Raw genomic sequence first — 17,413 nt, 5'->3', positions numbered from 1 at the left:
CCCAAGTCAACTACAGGTTACAGGTTCGACTGCCGCTGCCTGCACGATAGAAGCCTGACGGACCCCATGGCCATTTATTGATCAATCTCTCATTTCGACCCGACTAGAAAACCTACGCTACGTTGGCAAGAGTAAAAAATGCAACCTGTGGAAATCATGAAAAAGGACATTACATGAAAATAAGATACTACCCACCAGCTCTATTTTTTCTTGCACTGATAAGTCTTGAAGCTAGCGGCCAAACAAACACGCCGCACACAGGGCTTGGAACCTGCGTTGACTTCATAGCGTCCGGATCAACGACTCTCACCAATCAAATCAATAACAACACTACTTACACAATAGCTTACGGCCCGGCCAACTATACAGACACAATAGCCAAGATTGCTTATATTCAACACTATAGTTGCGATAGCCAGGACGTTCCTCAGCTGTACTTTAGAGTGTCGGCCCTGGCCCATGAATTCGGCCACGTCAACTTCAACTACTCGTTTCCAGTGACAACTCGCCAAGCATATATAGATGAAGCTTGCAAAATGGAGGGATTGGCCGTAATAAACAATATTACCGCAAGAAATGAAATATGGAATTTTCCACAGAATAGCGCCGACATCAAGCTGGCCGCATCGAATACAGAATAACTCTTCGCGAGCTATTATGCCGGAGGACCCAACGTAGCATCGAATGCAGGAAAAACCTTTTGCGACAATAATATCACCTCAACCACTGGGCAGAACTATAACGACTATTACGGAGAACAGTATGACAAAATTCCTTAAAAATTTCTCCGTATTTCATTTTCTCCTAGCATCCCTGCTGAATTTTATGACTCCACCAGCTCACGCAGAAGATGGCCAAAGCAGGGCGACATCAGCAGATGCCGATCGCGTCTTTGAGTTCACGGAACATATTTCGAGCCAAATGATGGAAACACCTTCGCAATTCATCGATTCGTGGCCTGGCGACCACATTTCAAATCCAATATCTCTTGGCGCAGGCAAGACATCCATCATTGATGGAGGCAAATTGAAAATAGGCGACCGCTTGGTTGCCAGAGAGTCGTCGATCCGGATATCGCCCGATGCAAGCAGGATAACTTCGGTAACACTCAACCTGGAAGGCTCTTGCATCTCTCGCCAAGACTTCAAAAACCGATACTCCAAATATCTTGTTTCAAACGTGCCGAGAGGGCAAAGCGACTCGGAAGTATTGACGTTGTCCGTAGCGAAGAGTCGGGGAAAAGTGGAATTTTCGTTCCCGCAGAGCAACCCGCAATGCCTGAGCAGCATTCACATCGCGCCCGCTGATAAACAAACGCTTGAAGCCGCAAAATCGCTCAAATGATCCCGGAACAACGGCTGCCAGCGTTCAGAACGCCGGCAGCACCGCGCCCTGGTACTTGTGCTGGATGAACACCTTGACCTCGGGGCTGGTCAGCGCCTTGGCCAGTTTCTGCACGCGCGGGTCGTCCTTGTCGTCGGCGCGCGCGACCAGGAAGTTCACGTACGGCGAGTCCTTGCTTTCGATCGCCAGCGCGTCGCGGGTGGGATTGAGCCCGGCGTCGAGCGCGTAATTGGTGTTGATCAGCGCCAGGTCGACCTGGTCCAGCACCCGCGGCAGCATCGCCGAATCCAGCTCGCGAAACTTCAGCTGTTTCGGGTTGGCGGCGATGTCGCGCTGGGTGGACAACGCGTTGCCCGGATCCTTGAGCTTGATGACCCCGGCCTTGTCGAGCAGGATCAGCGCGCGACTGTTGTTGCTGGGATCGTTGGGGATCACCACGTCGGCGCCCTGCGGCAGTTCGGCCAGCGACTTGACGCGGCGCGAATAGGCGCCGAACGGCTCGATGTGCACGCCGATCACGGCGACCAGGTCGCTCTTGCGATCGCGGTTGTAGGCGTCCAGGTACGGCGCGGTCTGGAAGTAGTTCACGTCGATCTGCTTCTGCACCACCTGGTCGTTGGGCTGCACGTAGTCGTTGAACACGCGCACCTCCAGGGTCACGCCCTGCTTGGCCAGCAGCGGCTTGACCACCTCCAGGATTTCCGCGTGCGGCACCGCGGTGGCGGCGACGCTGAGCCGGCCGTTGTCGGCGCCGGACGTGGACGTCCCGCAGGCGGCCAGGGCCAGCACGGCGGTGGCGAGCAGCAGACGAAACGGGAGGTTGTTCATGGCAGGCATCCGGAAACGTGGGAAAAAGAATGGCGCGGGCGGGTCTGCGGGCACGCTAGCAGACCCGGCCGCGATGTGCGGCGAAAGGCCCATGTCGCTTGGGGCAGGTGCGGCGTCGGCCGCGACCGCGCTACCGGCAAATGCCGACCGCGGCCGACGCCGCACCTATGCAAGAACGATGCGGCTCAACGCCGGCTGTAGTGCGCGACCAGGCGATCGCCGAGCGTCTGCAGTGCTTGCACCAGCAACAGCAGCACCACCACGGTGACCAGCGCCACGTCGGCGTGCGAGCGCTGGTAGCCGTCGCGATAGGCCAGGTCGCCGAGGCCGCCGGAACCGATCGCGCCGCCCATCGCAGTGAAGCCGATCAGCGCGATGGTGGTCACCGTCGCGCCGGCGATCAGCCCCGGCCGCGCCTCGGGCAGCAGCACCCGCGCCACCAGCTGCCAGGTGGTCGCGCCCATCGCCAGGCTGGCCTCGACCACGCCGCGGTCCACTTCGCGCAGCGCGGTCTCCACCAGCCGCGCGTAGAACGGCGCCGCCCCCACCACCAATGGCAGGATCGCGCCGCGCACGCCCAGCGAGGTACCCATCGCCCACAGCGTCAGCGGGATCATCGCGATCATCAGGATGATGAAGGGCACCGAGCGCAGCACGTTGATCGCCAGCGCCAACGCGCCGTACAGCAGCGGCCGCTGGTGAGTCTGGCGCGGCCCGGTCAGGAACAGCAGCACGCCCAGCGGCAGGCCGATCAGCAGGGTTAGCGGCAGCGCGCCGCCGAGCATCAACAGCGTATCCAGCGTGGCGTTGCCGATCTCGGCCCACTTGCCGGCGTCGAGATTGCGGAAGAACCCGCTGGCAACGGTGGCGAACGGGATCATCGGCGCAGTTCCTCCACATGCACGCCGGCGGCGGCGAACGCGGCCTGCGCCGCGTCCACGTCGCCGCCGACCAGGGCCACGGTCAGCTGGCCGTACGGGGTATCCTTGATCCGGTCGATGCGCCCGGACAGGATGTTGTAGTCGACCGCGGTGGCGCGCGCGATGCGCCCGAGCAGCGGCGCGTAGGTATCGCCGCCGAGGAAGGTCAGGCGCAGGATGCGCCCGCCCACCGCGGCGAAGTCACAATGCAGTTCGCCCGCGTCGACGTGCTCGGCCTCGGACACGAAACGGCGTGTGGTCGGATGCCGCGGATGCAAAAACACCTCGGTGACCGGCCCGCTTTCGACCAGGCGTCCGGCGTCGAGCACCGCCACGCGGTCGCAGACCCGGCGGATCACCTCCATCTCGTGGGTGATCAGCACGATGGTCAGGCCCAGCTCGCGGTTGATCTGCGCCAGCAGGCGCAGCACCGAGGCGGTGGTCTGCGGATCCAGCGCGCTGGTGGCCTCATCGCACAGCAGGATGCGCGGCCGCGTGGCCAGTGCGCGGGCGATGCCGACGCGCTGCTTTTGTCCGCCCGACAGCTGCGCCGGGTACTTGCCGGCGTGCTCGGCCAGACCGACCCGGGCCAGCAGTTCGGCCACCCGCGCGTCGATCTCCGCGCGCGGAGTACCGGCCAGCTCCAGCGGGAAGGCGACGTTGCTAGCGACGCTGCGCGAGGACAGCAGGTTGAAGTGCTGGAAGATCATGCCCACGCGCTGGCGCAGCATGCGCAGCCCGGTGCGGTCCAGCGCGGTGACGTCCTCGTCGTCGATCAGCAGGCGTCCGCCGCTGGGTTCCTCGAGCCGGTTGATCAGCCGGATCAGGGTCGACTTGCCGGCGCCGGAGTGGCCGACGATGCCGAACACCTCGCCGGCCTCGATACGCAGGTCGAGCGGGTGCAGCGCCACGACCGGTTGGCCGGCGAGGGAGTAGGACTTGTGCAGGTGCTCGAACTGGATCAACGCGCGGGGGCCGGCAGCGGAAGGGGGGGGCGCAAAGCCTAGCAGGCCAAGGTTGCGCGCGTTAGTCCATTCGATTCTAACGCTTGCGCGCACTGTCGCCGGCAGCGGCGCCGGCTACGGATGCGCCTGCGCCTGCGCCTGCGCCTGCGGCGGCGGCGGCGGCGGCGGACGCACGGTGGCGCGGATGCGCTCGCGGTGCAGCAGGTACAGCCCGCTGGCGACGATGATCGCCGCGCCCAGCCAGGTCCAGGCGTCGGGCAGCTTGCGCCACAGCAGCCAGTCCCACGGAATCACCCAGATCAGGCCGCTGTACTCCAGCGGCGCGATCAGCGAGGCGTCGCCGCGCCGGAACGCCTCGGTCAAGGCCACCTGCCCCAGCGCGCCGGCCAGGCCCAGCGTGGCGATCCAGCCGGCATCGGCCGGGCGCAGCGGCACCCAGGTCGGCAGCGCCAGCACACCGGCGCCCAGCGCCATGATGAGCAGGAACCAGACCACCAGCGACTGCGGCGTATCGGTGCGCGCCAGCAGGCTGACCAACACCGACGCGACCGCGTAGGCGGTGGCGGCCAGCAGCACCATCAGCCCCGGCAGCGAGACGAAGCCGCCCACGCCCGGGCGCAGCACCACCAGCACCCCGACCAGGCCGATGCCGATCGCGGCCCAGCGCCGCGGGCCGACGTGCTCGCCCAGCAACGGCACCGACAACGCCGCCACCAGCAGCGGCGCGACGAAGTAGATCGTGTACGCGGTGGACAGCGGCAGGCTGCGCAACGCCCAGGCGAAGCAGCCGATCATGGCGATGCCGAGCACGCCGCGCAGCAGATGCAGGCCCCAACGCACCGTCACGATCGAACGCGGGCCGGCGCTGGCCAGCACCCACAGCAGCACGAACGGCAGCGAAGCGCCCCCGCGCAGCATGGCCACCTGCAGCGCCGGATAGTGCGTGGCCAGCAGCTTCATCGCCGCATCCATCAGCGCGAAGCAAGCGACCGCCGCGACCATCCAGGCGGCGGCCGCGGCGTTGGAACGGGAAGCGGGCATCGGCGGATTATCGCCGCGATCGGGCGCAGCGCCCAGCACCGCTGCCGCATCGGCAGCGGCGCTGCGGCGAGATCGGTAGGATATGGCGTCTTTCCCGAGGAACCTCCATGCCTTCCTTCGATGTCGTCTCCGAAGTCGACACCCACGAACTGACCAATGCCGTGGACCAGGCCAACCGCGAGCTATCCACCCGCTTCGACTTCAAGGGCGTCGAAGCCAGGTTCGAGCGCGACGAGCAGGTCATCCACCAGTCCGCGCCCAGCCACTTCCAGGTCAAGCAGATGACCGACATCCTGCGTGCGCGGCTGATCGCGCGCGGCATCGACGTGCGCTGCATGGAATTGGGCGATGTGGAGACCAACCTGGCCGGCGCCCGGCAGAAGATCACGGTCAAGCAGGGCATCGAGCAGAAGCTGGCCAAGAAGATCGTCGCCACGATCAAGGACGCCAGGCTCAAGGTGGAAGCGCAGATCAACGGCGACAAGCTGCGCATCAGCGGCAAGAAGCGCGACGACCTGCAGGAGGTGATGGCGCTGCTGAAGAAGCGCGATTTCGAGCTGCCGCTGCAGTTCGAGAATTTTCGCGACTGAGCCGAACCCGGCGCCCCCCGTCGCCAGCCTCGCCCGATCACCGCCCCTCGCCCGTTGGAATCGCCTTGAACGCCACGAACCCGAACGCCGATCCGATCGCCGCGACCCGCATGTGGCTCGAACGCGCGGTGATCGGCCTGAACCTGTGCCCGTTCGCCAAGGCGGTGCACGTCAAGCGGCAGGTGCGCTACGTGCTCAGCGACGCGACCACGCCCGAAGCGCTGCTGGAGGAACTGGGCGAGGAGCTGCTGTTGCTGCGCGACACCCCGGCCGAGCAGATCGACACCACGTTGATCGTGCATCCGCAGGTGCTGGGCGACTTCCTCGACTACAACGATTTCCTGGACAACGCCGACGCGGCGGTGGAAGCGCTGGACCTGCACGGCATCCTGCAGGTGGCCAGCTTCCATCCGCACTACCAGTTCGCCGGCACCGCGCCGGACGACATCGGCAACTACACCAACCGCGCGCCCTTCCCCACCCTGCACCTGCTGCGCGAGGACAGCGTCGAACGCGCCGTGGCCGCGTTCCCGGAAGCGGACGTGATCGTGGAGCGCAACCTGCAGACCCTGGAAAAACTCGGCCTGGACGGCTGGAAGCGGCTGTTCGAGAGCCGGGATGCGTGATTGGGCATTGGTGATCGGCAACAGCACGGATCGCCGGAGCGCGCTGACCGCGCTTGGCCGATCCCGAATCCCTAATCCCCACTCCCAGCCCCAAACACCTGCTTCAAATCCGCCGCCTCCAGCGCACGCCACTGCCCGGCCGGCATCTCGCCCAGGGCGAAACCGCCGATACGGCTGCGGTGCAGCGCGACCACGTGGTTGCCGACCGCGGCGAACATGCGCCGCGCCTGGTGATAGCGGCCTTCGTACAGGGTGATGCGCGTCTGGCGCGGCCCCAGCGTCTCCAGATCAACCGGCAGCAGCGGGGCGGTCTCGCCGTCCAGCAGCAACGTGCCACTGGCGAACCGCGCCGCCTCGTCGCCGCGCAGGTCCTCGGCCAGGGTCGCTTCGTAGACCTTGGCCAGCTGCGATTTCGGCGAGACGATGCGATGCAGCAGCGCGCCGTCGTCGGTCATCAGCAGCAGGCCGCTGGTGTCGCGGTCCAATCGCCCGACCGTGGACAGCAGCGGTGAACGCAGGCGCAAGCGTGGCGGCAGCAGGTCGTAGACGATGCGTCCCGGGTCCTTGGTCGAGCAGGTGTAGCCGACCGGCTTGTGCAGCGCCAAGAGCAATCCCGGCGGCGGGTCCAAGGCCTCGCCGTCGACCCGGATCGCCGCATGCTCGACCCGGTCGTCGGCGTACAGCACCTCGCCGCCGGCATCGGTGACGCGGCCTTCGCGGAACATCCGCGCGACCTGCTTGCGGCTGCCGTAGCCGAGGTTGGCCAGGTGCTTGACCAGCTTCACCGACGCACCGTGGCGCGGGCCCGCACCGCCAGGATGAGCTTGAAGCCGTCGCGGCTGGCGAGCACCGAGACCTCGCCGAAGCTGGCATCGAGCACCGCCTCATAGGGCAGGTGCCGGTTCGCGACCAGATACAGCCGGCCGCCCGGCTTGAGCGCCTGCGCGGCGACGGCGATGAAACGGCGACCGATGTCAGGGCGTTCCAGCCGCCCGGGCGCATGGAACGGCGGGTTGCTGACGATGACGTCGTACTGCACCGGCAGCCCCGCGGTCACATCGTGCCAGTGATAGCCCACCGCCACCGAGGCCGGCGCCCGCGCCAGGTTCGACCGGGCCAGCCCCAGCGCGCGCGCGTCGGCCTCGAACAGGTCCAGCGCGGCGATCTGCGGGCAGCGCGCCAGCAGTTCCGCCGACAGATAGCCATAGCCGGCACCGAGGTCGGCGCCGTGGCCGGCCAGGTCGGCCGGCAGGTGTTCGGCCAGCAGCGCCGAAGCGGGGTCGATGCGGTCCCAGGCGAACACGCCGGGACGGCTGCGGAAGCGCCCGTCCAGGATCGGCCGCGGCGCGTCCAACTGCGCCCAGCGCTGCTGCAGCGCGGTATCGTGGCCGCCGTGCAGCGGCGCGGTCCAGTACACGCGGCAGTGGTGCTTGGTCAGCTTGCCGCCCAGGCCGGCCAGCTGTTGCAGGTCGTCCTCGCCAGAGCGCGCGCCTTCGTTGTTGGATTGGCAGGCCACCACCGTGGCGCCCGGCGCGGCCAGCGCCACCGCGCGTGCCAGCAGCGCGCGCGCCTCGTCGCGCTGGCGCGGCGGCAGCACCAGCACCAGCGCATGGACGCCGGCATCGGCGTGGTCGCCGGCATCCTCGGTGCGGACCCGCCAGCCGCCCTGCTGCAGGACGGTCGCGAACGGACGATAGCCCTGTTCGCAGACCAGTTGCGCCGGCTGCGCGTGCTGGCGCAGCGCCCAGCCGTCGCGCGCGCGCAAGAACAGCACCTTGCCGGCCGGCCAGCGCAGCGCGCCCTGGGCGAACGGCAGCAACAGGGTATCGAGGGGAGCATCTTGCAGGGCCGGCATCGGGATCGGGTTCGGACAGGGCACGCGCATTCTACCGGCAGCGCGGCGCCGTCCCGATTTTGCGCTAAGCCAACAGATCATTGATGCAATGGCAACATCGGCGCGCCTACGCTGCAGGTCACTCAAACGGATGGAAAGGCATATGCGCGCAGTGTTCATCGGTGGCGTCGTCGACAACAGCGAAGTGGACCTGGACGGCAGCCAGCCACCGTTGCACTACCCGGAAAACACCGGCACCGGGCGTCCGCGCTACCGTCTGCACCAACGCGGCGAGCGCGAGGACGGCAGCGTTGTCTACGCGGTCTATGCCGCGCCCGAACTCGGCGATACGGAGGTGGAGCGCGTGTTCAGCGAGCGCGGCTACGCGCGCCGCTTCGGCGTGGATCCGGCGCCGGTGGAGCATTGAGCGGAAGCGGAGGGCTTCGGATCGATCGTCGCGGCTCTCCACCTGCTGAGCGGCGTCTTCCGACCCAAATGCAAATCCCTGTGGAAGCGGCTGGAGTCGCTCCCACATTCATTCCTTCCGATCCCAATCGCGATCTTCCACTGATCGCGATCTTCCACCGATACTGCCGCCCGGCCGCAGAAGAGCCTGGCGCAGCGAACCACCCCCGGCCGATTCCGGCTACGGCCCAGCCTTCGGCGTCACCCGCCAGATCACGTTGCCGACATCGTCGGCCACCAGCAGCGCGCCGGGCTTGTCCACCGCCACGCCGACCGGGCGGCCCTGCGCCTTGCCTTCGGCATCGAGGAAGCCGGTCAGCACGTCCTGCGCCTTGCCGCTAGGCTTGCCGCTGACGAAGGGCACGTACACCACTTTGTAGCCGGACGGCGGATCGCGGTTCCACGAGCCGTGCTGGCCGATGAAGGCGCCGCCCCGATACACCGGCGGCAACAGCGTGCCTTCGTAGAAGGTCAATCCGAGCGAGGCGGTGTGTGCGCCCAGCGCATAGTCCGGCTTGATCGCGCTGGCCACCATCTCCGCGTTCTGCGGCTTCACGCGCTCGTCCAGGTGCTGGCCGTAGTAGCTGTACGGCCAGCCGTAGAAGCCGCCCTCGCGCACCGAGGTCAGGTAGTCGGGCACCAGGTCGCTGCCGAGCTCGTCGCGCTCGTTGACCACCGCCCACAGCGTGTCCGCGCCGGATTGCCAAGCCAGTCCCACCGGGTTGCGCAGGCCGCTGGCGAAGACCCGGGTCGCCCCGCTGTGCGCATCCACTTCCAGGACCGCGGCGCGGTTGAGTTCTTCGTCCATGCCGTTTTCGGCGACGTTGCTGTTGGCGCCCACGCCGACGTAGAGCTTGCTGCCGTCGCGGCTGGCCAGCAGGCTCTTGGTCCAGTGATGATTGATGCCGCCGGGCAGGTTGGCGACGAAACTGGGGGCGGCGCCGATCTGCGTGTCGCCGTCCTTGTAGGGGAAACTGACCAGCGCATCGGCATTGGCGACGTACAGGCGGTCGCCGACCAGGGCCATGCCGAACGGCGAGTACAGGCCCTTGAGGAACTGCGTGCGCACCTCGGCCACGCCATCGCCGTCGGCATCGCGCAGCAGGGTGATGCGGTTGGCGCTGGGCACGGCCGAACCGGCCTTGGACATCATCGCGCCCTGGATCTTGTCGCGCAGGCCGCTGCTTTCCTTTTCCGGCGCCGGCGGCGCCGCGGTCTCGGCCACCAGCACGTCGCCGTTGGGCAGCACGTACAGCCAGCGCGGGTGGTCCAGCTCGCGGGCGAAGGCCTGCACCGCGAGGCCGGCGGCCGGCGCCGGCGCGGCGCCTTCGGCCCAGCGCTTGACCTCGGCGACCTTCACCGTGGGGATGATGCGCTTGACCGGATCGGGCAACACCGGGTCGGGCCCCATTCCATCCTCGATGGGGTGCTTGGCGGTATCGCCGCAGGCGCCCAGCGTGGCGGCGGACAGCAGGCAGAGTGCCCAACGGGCGGGGGACAGCGGACGTCGCATCATCGTTACTCGGCGCTCCATGGTGTCGACATGGCCACCGATGATGCACAGCGCGCGCTCGGCAAGCGTGAAATAGATGTCAAATCCGGCATTGCACGGCGCGCTGCGGTCAGGGCGCCGGCGCCAACGGTTGTACCTCGCCGATCCGGTCCAGCCAGACGTAGTGCTGCTGTTCGGGATGCAGCGGATCGTCCAGGCGCAGCAGGCCGTTGATGCCTTCGCGCTCCTCGCGGTCGCGAAAGGTCTGCAAGGTGGGACGGACCGACACCGTGCCGCCGACCCGGCTGCCGTCGTCCAGCAGCAGGACCTGCGCCTGCTCCGGCAATGCCGGCAGCCACGCCTGCAGCGCGGCGATCGCGGCGGGGTCGGTGTGCACCACGTCGGCGTACGTGGCCATGCGCGTTTCCTAGCGGGGAAACCCGTGCAACCTAGCGGCAGCGGCGTGAAAACCCCGGAAAACGGCTACTGCTGGCGCGCGAAGCGCACCGCCGACACCAGTTGCGCCACGCTGTATGGCTTGGCCAGGTGCTCCTGGAAGCCGCACTGCAGCGCGCGGCGGCGGTCGTCGGCGCGCGCCAGCGCCGTCACCGCCACGGCCGGCAGCTCGGCCGCCTGCAGACCCATGTTCTCGCGGATCGTGCGGATCAGGCCGTAGCCGTCCATGCCCGGCATGCCGATGTCGGTGAGCATCACGTCGATGCGGTGGTGGCCCCCGTCGAGCACTTCCAGCGCCTCGCTGGCGGAGCTGGCCGTGACCACTTCCGCTCCCTGCTCCTCGAGCAGGCGGCGCAGATAATCGAGCATCTCCGGCTGGTCTTCCACCGCCAGCAGGCGCATGCCCTTCAGCGCATGGGCTTCCACCACCCGCTCGGCCATCGCGAAGGCGCGCACCTCGCGCAGCGGCCGCGTGCCCGGCTCGTCGCGGTGCAGCGGCAGGCGCACGGTGAACACCGATCCGCAGCCGCGGCCGTCGCTGGCCGCGCTGACCTGGCCGCCGTGCATCTCCACCAGCTGCTGCACGATCGCCAGACCCAGGCCCAGGCCGTCGTGCAGGCGCGTGGTGGTGCCGTCGGCCTGGCGGAAACGGCCGAACAGATGCGGCAGGAATTCCGGCGGAATACCATCGCCGGAATCGCGCACCGCCACCGTCGCGTGCTCGCCGTCGGCATCGACGTCGATCGCCAGCTCGATGCGGCCATGCGCCGGAGTGAACTTGATCGCGTTCGACAACAGGTTCCAGAACACCTGCTGCAGGCGCGTGGCGTCGCCCAGCACCAGGCTCCGATGGGCCGGCGCGCGCAGGGTCAGGATCTGGTCCTTGCCTTCGGCCACCGGTTCCTGGGCACGCAGCGCCTCGTGCACCTGCTCGGCCAGGTCCAGTGCTTCCACTTCCAGTTGCACCTTGCCCAACAGCATGCTGCTCAGGTCGAGCATGTCCGAGATCAGGCGCTGCTGCGCGCGTGCGCTGCTGGCGATCACCGACAATCCCTTGCTGCTCGGATCGCCAGGCGGCAGCCGCTGCAGCAGCAGGTCGCTCCAGCCCAGGATGGTGGTCAGCGGAGTACGCAGTTCGTGCGACAGCGTGGCCAGAAACTCGTCCTTCAGCCGCGCCATGCTTTCGGCGGCACCGCGCGCGCTGCGCTCCGATTCGAGCAACTGCTCGCGGGCCAGCTCGATGTCGCGGCGCTCGGTGACGTCCTGGCTGCTGCCGGCCAGGCCGATGAATTCGCCTTCGGCCGCATAGCGCGGCACCGCCGTCAGCTCGATCCAGCGCCACTCGCCGTCGTGGCGGCGCGCCCGCACCAGCGCGCGCAGGTTGCGCTGCTCGTCCAGCGCGCCGCGCAACTCGAATGCGAACGCCCCGGCGTCCTCCGGGTGCAGCACTTCGCCCCAACCCGGCCGCGTGCCGTCGGCCTGCGCGCCGATGCCGAAGAAGTCGGCATAGGCGCTGTTGGTGAAGCGCAGCTGGCCGGTGGCGTCCAGCACCCATACCGGCATCGGCAGGCCTTCGGCGAGCGCGCTGAAGCGTGCCTCGCTTTCGGCCAGATCGCGCTCCACGCGCTTGCGCTCGGTGATGTCGAGGAACTGCATGGCGACCAATCGCTGTTCCGGCGCGCCGACCCGGAACGCGTCCACCGCCCACCAGCGGCCCAATGCGGCCGCGTAGTTCTCGAACTTGGCCGAGCGCCCGCTCAGCGCCACGTCGCCGAACATGCGAAACCAGTGTTCTTCCTGGGTCGGCGACAGCTCGCGCACGCGCCTGCCGACCACGTCGCGCATGCCGGTCTCGCGTTCGAAGGCCAAGTTGACCTGCAGGAACACGTAATCCGCCACGCGCCCTTCCCCGTCGAACAGCACCTGCACCACGCAGAAACCGGAATCGATCTTGTCGAAAATCTCGCGGTAGTGCAGGTCAGGCGTGCACGACGAAGAGGAGGATTCGGTGCTGACATGCATGACAGGGTTTGCTCTGGAAAAAACGGCCTGCGGATGCGGCGACGCGATTCGCGTCCACGGCGCGATAAGGGTTGCTCGGGATCCAGCACGGCGAGACGGAACCCGCATCTTGTTAAGCCGATCGGCCGACGTCAAGCCATGCGGCAACGCGGTGCGGCATTCACCAGAGGAGGGCGAGGACCAGCACAATGCCCAACAGCGACAGCGCGATCCCCGCACACACGCCCCACTGCGTCAGCTGCGCGCTGCGCAGCGTCTGCTCCTCCAGCCAGCGTTCGGCCTCTTCGCGCCACAGCGGCGGCGGCGACTGGCCCAGCATCCGCTGCACGCGCACCACGCCCAACTGGCGGCATTGCGGCCGGCACCGACCGCTCGGGCGCGGCGGCTTCCTCCGGTGCGATCGCGCACGACATGAGCGATTTCCTCAGCCTAGCCGAGCGTGAAACGGGGGCAGTCGCTGCTCAGCTCGCGCTCCACCGCCATCCGTGCCAGGCGCGTGTAGTTGGCACGCGGGCCGGCGCCGCGGCCGACGATCAGGCCCAGATACTCCAGGCCGGTCCAGACCCGGGCTTTCCACTCGACCCCGCTCTCGGCCAGCACCAGGGTCAGCGAATAGCGGAAACCCTGTCCCTGCCGATTGCGATAGGCATAGATCGGCGGAAACTGCACCGCCACGTCCTGCTGCTCGCCGAGCGAAGCCAGGTAGCGGCGCAATTCCTGGCGCACGTCCTCGCCCGGCGCCAGCCGCAGATGCCGCGCCGCGGCATCCAGGTCCGCCTGCTGGTCGACGAAACTGGCTGCGCCGCTCGCCGGACTGTGCCCGTGCCGCTTGGCCCAGTCGATGAACTGCAGGCGCACGTCGGACACCGCGTGGGCTTGATGGAACAACGGCATCTTCATGCGATCCCCGAATCACGGTGTGTGGCGGCCATGGTCGCGTGGGTGCCGTGAAGCACACGGCGACGCGGCGTGAACCGGATGTCACCTGCCGCGGGCGCCCATGAACCGGCGAAGAACGGCGGCGGCACCGGGCGGCGGCGCGATTGCGGCGGCACGCGCGCAGGCACACACTGGCCTGATCCGCCCCCGTGGAGATCCGCCATGAAGATCCGATACGCCTGGACGGCGCTGGCCCTGGCCTGCCTGCTGGCGGGTGGAGCCGGCGCCGCGACCCGCACTGTCACCGACCCGCAAGCCGCTCGCAGCACCGAGGGCGACAATCCGGTGCAGGTGCGCTGGACCGATCCGGCCGCGTTCAGCGAACTGCGCTACAGCCGCAACCGCTGGGAAGCGCAGCGCGGCGACTGGGTACGCGAACTGGCCGACTACCTGCAGCAGCGCGCGGGCAAGCAACTGGCCCCCGGACAGCGGCTGGACGTGGAGCTGACCGACATCAAACGCGCCGGCGACTACGAGCCCTGGCACAGCCTGCAATGGAACGACGTGCGGGTCATGCGCGACATCTACCCTCCGCGCATCGCCTTGAACTTCACGCTGTACGGCGCCGACGGCCGGGTGCTGGATCAGGGCGAACGCAAGCTGCTCGACAGCAGCTATCTGCTCAACAGTTCGATCGGCCTGAACAACGATCCGCTGCGTTACGAGAAGCGCCTCATCGACGACTGGCTGCGCCGCCAGTTCGGCGGCAACCAGGCGGCAGTGGCCGAGCGCTGAGGTCGGCTTTGGCGCGCCCTCGGGCGGGTTGGTCGTGGCGGGTGCGGGGCTCAGGCCCTTGGTCGCGGCTGAACGGCAATGCGTTCGGCGGCTGTTGCTGCAGCTCCCGCCCGCCGCCACGCGTTCATGTGCGGGCTGTCGCGCAGCAGGCCCTCGATCGCCGCCGCGCGACGCCGAACTCGTGGGTGGACAGGTTGGTCGCAGCCAGATCCGGCTGCATGGTGCGGATCAGGTCGAACGGCTCGGCCGGAGGGGAAGTCGCGCCGACAGCACGCCGACGACCTGCACCGGCGTGCCCTGCACCTGCAGCATGCGCCCCACCGCCGCCGGGTCGCCGCCGAATCGCGTTGCCAGAAGCGATGGCCGAGGATCACCGCCTGCGGACCGCTGGGCCGGCTTTCCTGGGCGCTGACGTTGCGCCCCGCCGCCATCGGCAGGCCGAAAGCGCGCGGGAAACCCTCGTCGGCGCTGATCGCCGGGACCCCCTCGCCGGCATCGCCGCGAGCGATGTTGGTCGGCGCCGGAAACCCGCGCACGATGCCTGCCGCCGGCAGGCTCGGCATGCGCCGCAGCGGCGGGTAGTAGCCGGGCGCGGCGAGGTTGCGGTTGCCGCCGCCGGCCACGCCCAGGGTGGCCAGTTGCTGCGCCTGCGGGAACGACAGCGGCTGCCGCAGCGCCTGGTCGAGCAGCGCGAACCGCCTTGGCAGCGGCCACGCCCAGCGCCAGGATCGGCACTGCCAGCAGCAAATAGCCGGGCCTGCGCGCCAGCGCGCGCCAGGACTGCCACGCTTCGGCCCAAGACACCGCGGCGCATGCCGGCAGCGCCAGGTCCTGTGCGTGGCGCACGCGTTCGAAGGCGTCCTCGTCGACGATGCGCCCGTCGAGCATGTGCACGATGCGCTGCGCGCGCCGCGCGAACGCCGCATCGTGGGCGACCATGCACAGCGCGACGCCGTTGTCGTGCAGTTGTTCCAGCAGTTGCATCACCGCCTCGCCGTTGCGGCTGTCGAGGTTGCCGGCGGGTTCGTCGGCAAGCAGGATCGACCGATTGCCGGCCGGCGCGCACGCCACTGCCACGCGCGGCTGCTGGCCGCCGGACAACTGCCCCGGATAGTGCCGGTGGCGGTGGTGCATGCCGACCAGTTCCAGCACTTCGCGCGCGCTGGCGGATCCGACGAAATCACCGCGCGCCACGTCCAGCAGCAGGACGGCACCTGCGGCCGGCGCCAGCCAACGGCGCCGGTGGCGCCACAGCGAACGGTGCGGAGACTTCGCGATATCCATGGGCATTGCAGAGCAGGCTGCATGCCAATCGGCGAAACCCGGCAACCCATTGAAACGGCTGCATGTCGCCATGCCTGAGCGAAACCGCCGCGTCCGCGGGCGGACGCGCGCCGACCATTATTGATTCGAAATAGTTGATCTTGACATCTGGAAATCGCTTCTCCTGTGGGGGACATGGAAAACGCGAGATGAGATCGCTTCCTCGTGAGGCACGGGAAGAGCGGCGTCGGCAGGCGATCGCCCTGCGCAAGCGCGGCTGGACCTACGAAGAGATTGCCGAGCAGACGGACCTGTCCCGTACGGGGGTGTTCGACATCTGCAAGCGATCTGCGCTCGAAGGCGCGACGGCCCTGCGCGACGAACCCGGCGGACGTTCGGTGAATGGAGGTTGCGCGCTGACGCAGCAACAGGGAGTGGGCCTTCGCGTCCTGGTGCGCGAGCGGATGCAGGGCCAGTCGAAGATGTCGTTCGCGTTTTGGACGCGACATGCCGTGCGGGCGTTGATCCGGCCGCGATGCGGTTTGACGCTGACATGGCAGGGTGTCGGCCTGTATCCGGCGCGCTGGGGCTTCACACCGCAAAAGCCGATGAGGCGGGCCTGCGAGCAGCGACGGAAGCGGTGCAGGCATGGCGGAGCGAGACGTCCCCGGAGATGGCGCGCCGGGCAAAAACCGAAGGCGCGCAAATCCAGTGGGGCGAGGAAACGGGGCTGGGCTCGGTCCATGTACGAGGCCGCTCCTACGCACCGATGGGCAAGACGCCCGAGCGGCGCGTGGCGAGCCGACGCGAAGGCCGGTCGGTGACGTCGACGGCGACCAATCGCGGCCAGGTGCGTCCGCTATGCAGCTTGATTCAAGATCATGTATTTCTGGTCAATAAGGACAGCCGCGCGGGGCGCCGCGCGCGCTCAGCGCCGTTCGAGCGAGGCGCGGTAGTGCAGCAGGGCTTCCGGTTCGTCGGTCTGGAACGCGCCGATCCCGGCGCGGTACAACCGCCCCCATACCGCATCCGGATCGCGCAGCGCGTCGGCGTCGCCGCCGTAGCCGGCGACGAAACCCTGCCAGAGCGTATTGACCAGCAGCCGCACGTGCCGCTGCCTGGCCAGCGCGGCCAGCGCCGGCAGCTGTTCGGCGCGCATCCGCGGCAGTTCGATCGCGACCGGACGCACCTTGCCGCCGATCTGGGTGCGCACGGTCTGCAGCAGGTCGTCGCTGCCCGGCGGATTGAGCAGTACCGGGGTGAAGTTGATCCGGTCGAACGGCGGCAGCGACGCCAGCGGCTGGCTGCGCACGCCGACCTCGGTCTTGAGCACGACCTGGCGCTGCATGCCGGCGCGCCGCACCGCGTCCGCCACTTCCGAATAGATTGGCGCCTTGACGTCGAGATTGAGCAGGATCCGACCCTTGGCCGCGGCCAGCATCTGCTCCAGGGTCAGCGGATGCTGATCGGTGAGCGGCGCATCGGCGCCGCCCTCGTCGTCGCGCAGGCGCAGCCGCGACAGCTGCGCCCAGGTCAGCTCGGCGACCTTGCCGCGGCCGTCGGTGGTGCGCTCGACGCTGGCGTCGTGGAACATCACCAGGGTGCCGTCGGCGGCGCGGCGGATGTCGGTCTCGAGCATGTCCACGCCCATCGCCACGCAGCGCTCCAGGCCGGCCAGCGAGTTCTCCGGCGCATGGCCGGGAAAGCCGTGCGCGGGCGCGGGATTGTGGCAGCCGCGATGGGCGATGACGAAGATGCCGCCGGCCGGGTCGGCCAGACGCGCCTGGCTGGCGGCACTGCCGGCGGGCGCCGCGACGGCGGAGCCGGCCAGGGCGCTGCCCAGCAGCAGGAGCGGCAACAGGGAAGATTTCATGGGAATAGGAATCCGAGGAT

The 17,413-nt window shown here is 67.9% G+C and carries 20 protein-coding genes; 7 read left to right on the top strand and 13 right to left on the bottom strand.

Features of this window, described 5'->3' with window-relative positions; genetic code table 11:
* Nucleotides 1–173 precede the first annotated feature (173 nt).
* Together G4Q83_RS02655 and G4Q83_RS02650 are read left to right on the top strand one after the other, a co-directional pair.
* Nucleotides 174–641, top strand: coding sequence for a hypothetical protein (locus tag G4Q83_RS02655; protein WP_246432253.1), 468 nt, complete (start codon nt 174–176; stop codon nt 639–641).
* 121 nt (nt 642–762) lie between these two features.
* The gene (locus tag G4Q83_RS02650) at nt 763–1,344 is read left to right on the top strand and encodes a hypothetical protein (RefSeq protein WP_128419632.1); all 582 of its coding nucleotides are present in this window, start codon (nt 763–765) and stop codon (nt 1,342–1,344) included.
* 24 nt (nt 1,345–1,368) lie between these two features.
* Here the strand turns inward: G4Q83_RS02650 and G4Q83_RS02645 are convergent, their stop codons facing one another.
* The 4 genes from G4Q83_RS02645 to G4Q83_RS02630 form a co-directional block, all read right to left on the bottom strand.
* The gene (locus tag G4Q83_RS02645; protein ID WP_128419633.1) at nt 1,369–2,172 is read right to left on the bottom strand and encodes a MetQ/NlpA family ABC transporter substrate-binding protein; all 804 of its coding nucleotides are present in this window, start codon (nt 2,170–2,172) and stop codon (nt 1,369–1,371) included.
* A gap of 185 nt (nt 2,173–2,357) precedes the next feature.
* Nucleotides 2,358–3,053, bottom strand: coding sequence for a methionine ABC transporter permease (locus G4Q83_RS02640; protein WP_128419634.1), 696 nt, complete (start codon nt 3,051–3,053; stop codon nt 2,358–2,360).
* Nucleotides 3,050–4,057, bottom strand: coding sequence for a methionine ABC transporter ATP-binding protein (locus tag G4Q83_RS02635; RefSeq protein WP_128419635.1), 1,008 nt, complete (start codon nt 4,055–4,057; stop codon nt 3,050–3,052). Before G4Q83_RS02635 ends, G4Q83_RS02640 begins: the two co-directional genes overlap by 4 nt.
* A gap of 114 nt (nt 4,058–4,171) precedes the next feature.
* A complete protein-coding gene (locus tag G4Q83_RS02630) occupies nt 4,172–5,098 on the bottom strand; it encodes a DMT family transporter (RefSeq protein WP_128419636.1) in 927 nt (308 codons plus the stop codon).
* A 107-nt stretch (nt 5,099–5,205) separates the two neighbouring features.
* Here G4Q83_RS02630 and G4Q83_RS02625 point away from each other — a divergent pair, with 107 nt between their 5' ends.
* Entirely contained in the window at nt 5,206–5,688 is a 483-nt protein-coding gene (locus G4Q83_RS02625; RefSeq protein WP_128419637.1) for a YajQ family cyclic di-GMP-binding protein, read from the top strand.
* Between the two features lie 65 nt (nt 5,689–5,753).
* Nucleotides 5,754–6,314 (top strand): DUF1415 domain-containing protein, encoded by a 561-nt coding sequence (locus G4Q83_RS02620; protein ID WP_128419638.1) that lies wholly within the window; start codon nt 5,754–5,756, stop codon nt 6,312–6,314.
* Between the two features lie 71 nt (nt 6,315–6,385).
* Here the strand turns inward: G4Q83_RS02620 and G4Q83_RS02615 are convergent, their stop codons facing one another.
* Together G4Q83_RS02615 and G4Q83_RS02610 are read right to left on the bottom strand one after the other, a co-directional pair.
* Nucleotides 6,386–7,099: a pseudouridine synthase gene (locus tag G4Q83_RS02615; protein WP_128419639.1), complete on the bottom strand. Its 714-nt coding sequence runs from the start codon at nt 7,097–7,099 to the stop codon at nt 6,386–6,388.
* A complete protein-coding gene (locus G4Q83_RS02610; protein ID WP_128419640.1) occupies nt 7,096–8,169 on the bottom strand; it encodes a class I SAM-dependent methyltransferase in 1,074 nt (357 codons plus the stop codon). The genes G4Q83_RS02615 and G4Q83_RS02610 overlap by 4 nt, the downstream gene beginning before the upstream one ends.
* Before the next feature lie 142 nt (nt 8,170–8,311).
* On the opposite strand from G4Q83_RS02610, the gene G4Q83_RS02605 reads away from it, so the two are divergent.
* On the top strand, nt 8,312–8,575 hold the full coding sequence (locus G4Q83_RS02605) for a hypothetical protein (RefSeq protein ID WP_128419641.1): 264 nt from the start codon (nt 8,312–8,314) through the stop codon (nt 8,573–8,575).
* 219 nt (nt 8,576–8,794) lie between these two features.
* Here G4Q83_RS02605 and G4Q83_RS02600 read toward each other — a convergent pair whose 3' ends face one another.
* From G4Q83_RS02600 to G4Q83_RS02580, 5 genes are all read right to left on the bottom strand, one after another.
* Entirely contained in the window at nt 8,795–10,129 is a 1,335-nt protein-coding gene (locus G4Q83_RS02600; RefSeq protein ID WP_386272420.1) for a PQQ-dependent sugar dehydrogenase, read from the bottom strand.
* Nucleotides 10,130–10,235: 106 nt separating this feature from the next.
* A complete protein-coding gene (locus G4Q83_RS02595) occupies nt 10,236–10,523 on the bottom strand; it encodes a DUF3247 family protein (protein ID WP_128419642.1) in 288 nt (95 codons plus the stop codon).
* Between the two features lie 65 nt (nt 10,524–10,588).
* Complete coding sequence (locus G4Q83_RS02590; RefSeq protein ID WP_128419643.1) at nt 10,589–12,583, bottom strand: PAS domain-containing hybrid sensor histidine kinase/response regulator; 1,995 nt, start codon at nt 12,581–12,583, stop codon at nt 10,589–10,591.
* Nucleotides 12,584–12,743: 160 nt separating this feature from the next.
* Nucleotides 12,744–12,926, bottom strand: a complete 183-nt coding sequence (locus G4Q83_RS02585; RefSeq protein ID WP_128419644.1) for a hypothetical protein — start codon at nt 12,924–12,926, stop codon at nt 12,744–12,746.
* Nucleotides 12,927–13,012: 86 nt separating this feature from the next.
* On the bottom strand, nt 13,013–13,483 hold the full coding sequence (locus G4Q83_RS02580) for a hypothetical protein (RefSeq protein ID WP_170069147.1): 471 nt from the start codon (nt 13,481–13,483) through the stop codon (nt 13,013–13,015).
* Nucleotides 13,484–13,684: 201 nt separating this feature from the next.
* Between G4Q83_RS02580 and G4Q83_RS02575 the strand changes: the two genes are divergently transcribed.
* Nucleotides 13,685–14,257, top strand: coding sequence for a DUF3016 domain-containing protein (locus tag G4Q83_RS02575; protein ID WP_128419645.1), 573 nt, complete (start codon nt 13,685–13,687; stop codon nt 14,255–14,257).
* A 228-nt stretch (nt 14,258–14,485) separates the two neighbouring features.
* Here G4Q83_RS02575 and G4Q83_RS22880 read toward each other — a convergent pair whose 3' ends face one another.
* Nucleotides 14,486–15,391, bottom strand: coding sequence for an ATP-binding cassette domain-containing protein (locus G4Q83_RS22880; protein WP_246432357.1), 906 nt, complete (start codon nt 15,389–15,391; stop codon nt 14,486–14,488).
* Nucleotides 15,392–15,729: 338 nt separating this feature from the next.
* On the opposite strand from G4Q83_RS22880, the gene G4Q83_RS24405 reads away from it, so the two are divergent.
* Complete coding sequence (locus G4Q83_RS24405) at nt 15,730–16,344, top strand: winged helix-turn-helix domain-containing protein (RefSeq protein ID WP_185817330.1); 615 nt, start codon at nt 15,730–15,732, stop codon at nt 16,342–16,344.
* Between the two features lie 104 nt (nt 16,345–16,448).
* Here G4Q83_RS24405 and G4Q83_RS02560 read toward each other — a convergent pair whose 3' ends face one another.
* Nucleotides 16,449–17,393: a glycerophosphodiester phosphodiesterase family protein gene (locus G4Q83_RS02560; protein WP_128419646.1), complete on the bottom strand. Its 945-nt coding sequence runs from the start codon at nt 17,391–17,393 to the stop codon at nt 16,449–16,451.
* Between the last annotated feature and the right edge of the window lie 20 nt (nt 17,394–17,413).

Origin of the sequence: Xanthomonas theicola, from assembly GCF_014236795.1 — a bacterium.
Lineage (GTDB): Bacteria > Pseudomonadota > Gammaproteobacteria > Xanthomonadales > Xanthomonadaceae > Xanthomonas_A > Xanthomonas_A theicola.
The sequence above is the reverse complement of the archived record's forward strand: the minus strand, read 5'-3'. Positions and strand labels throughout refer to the sequence as shown.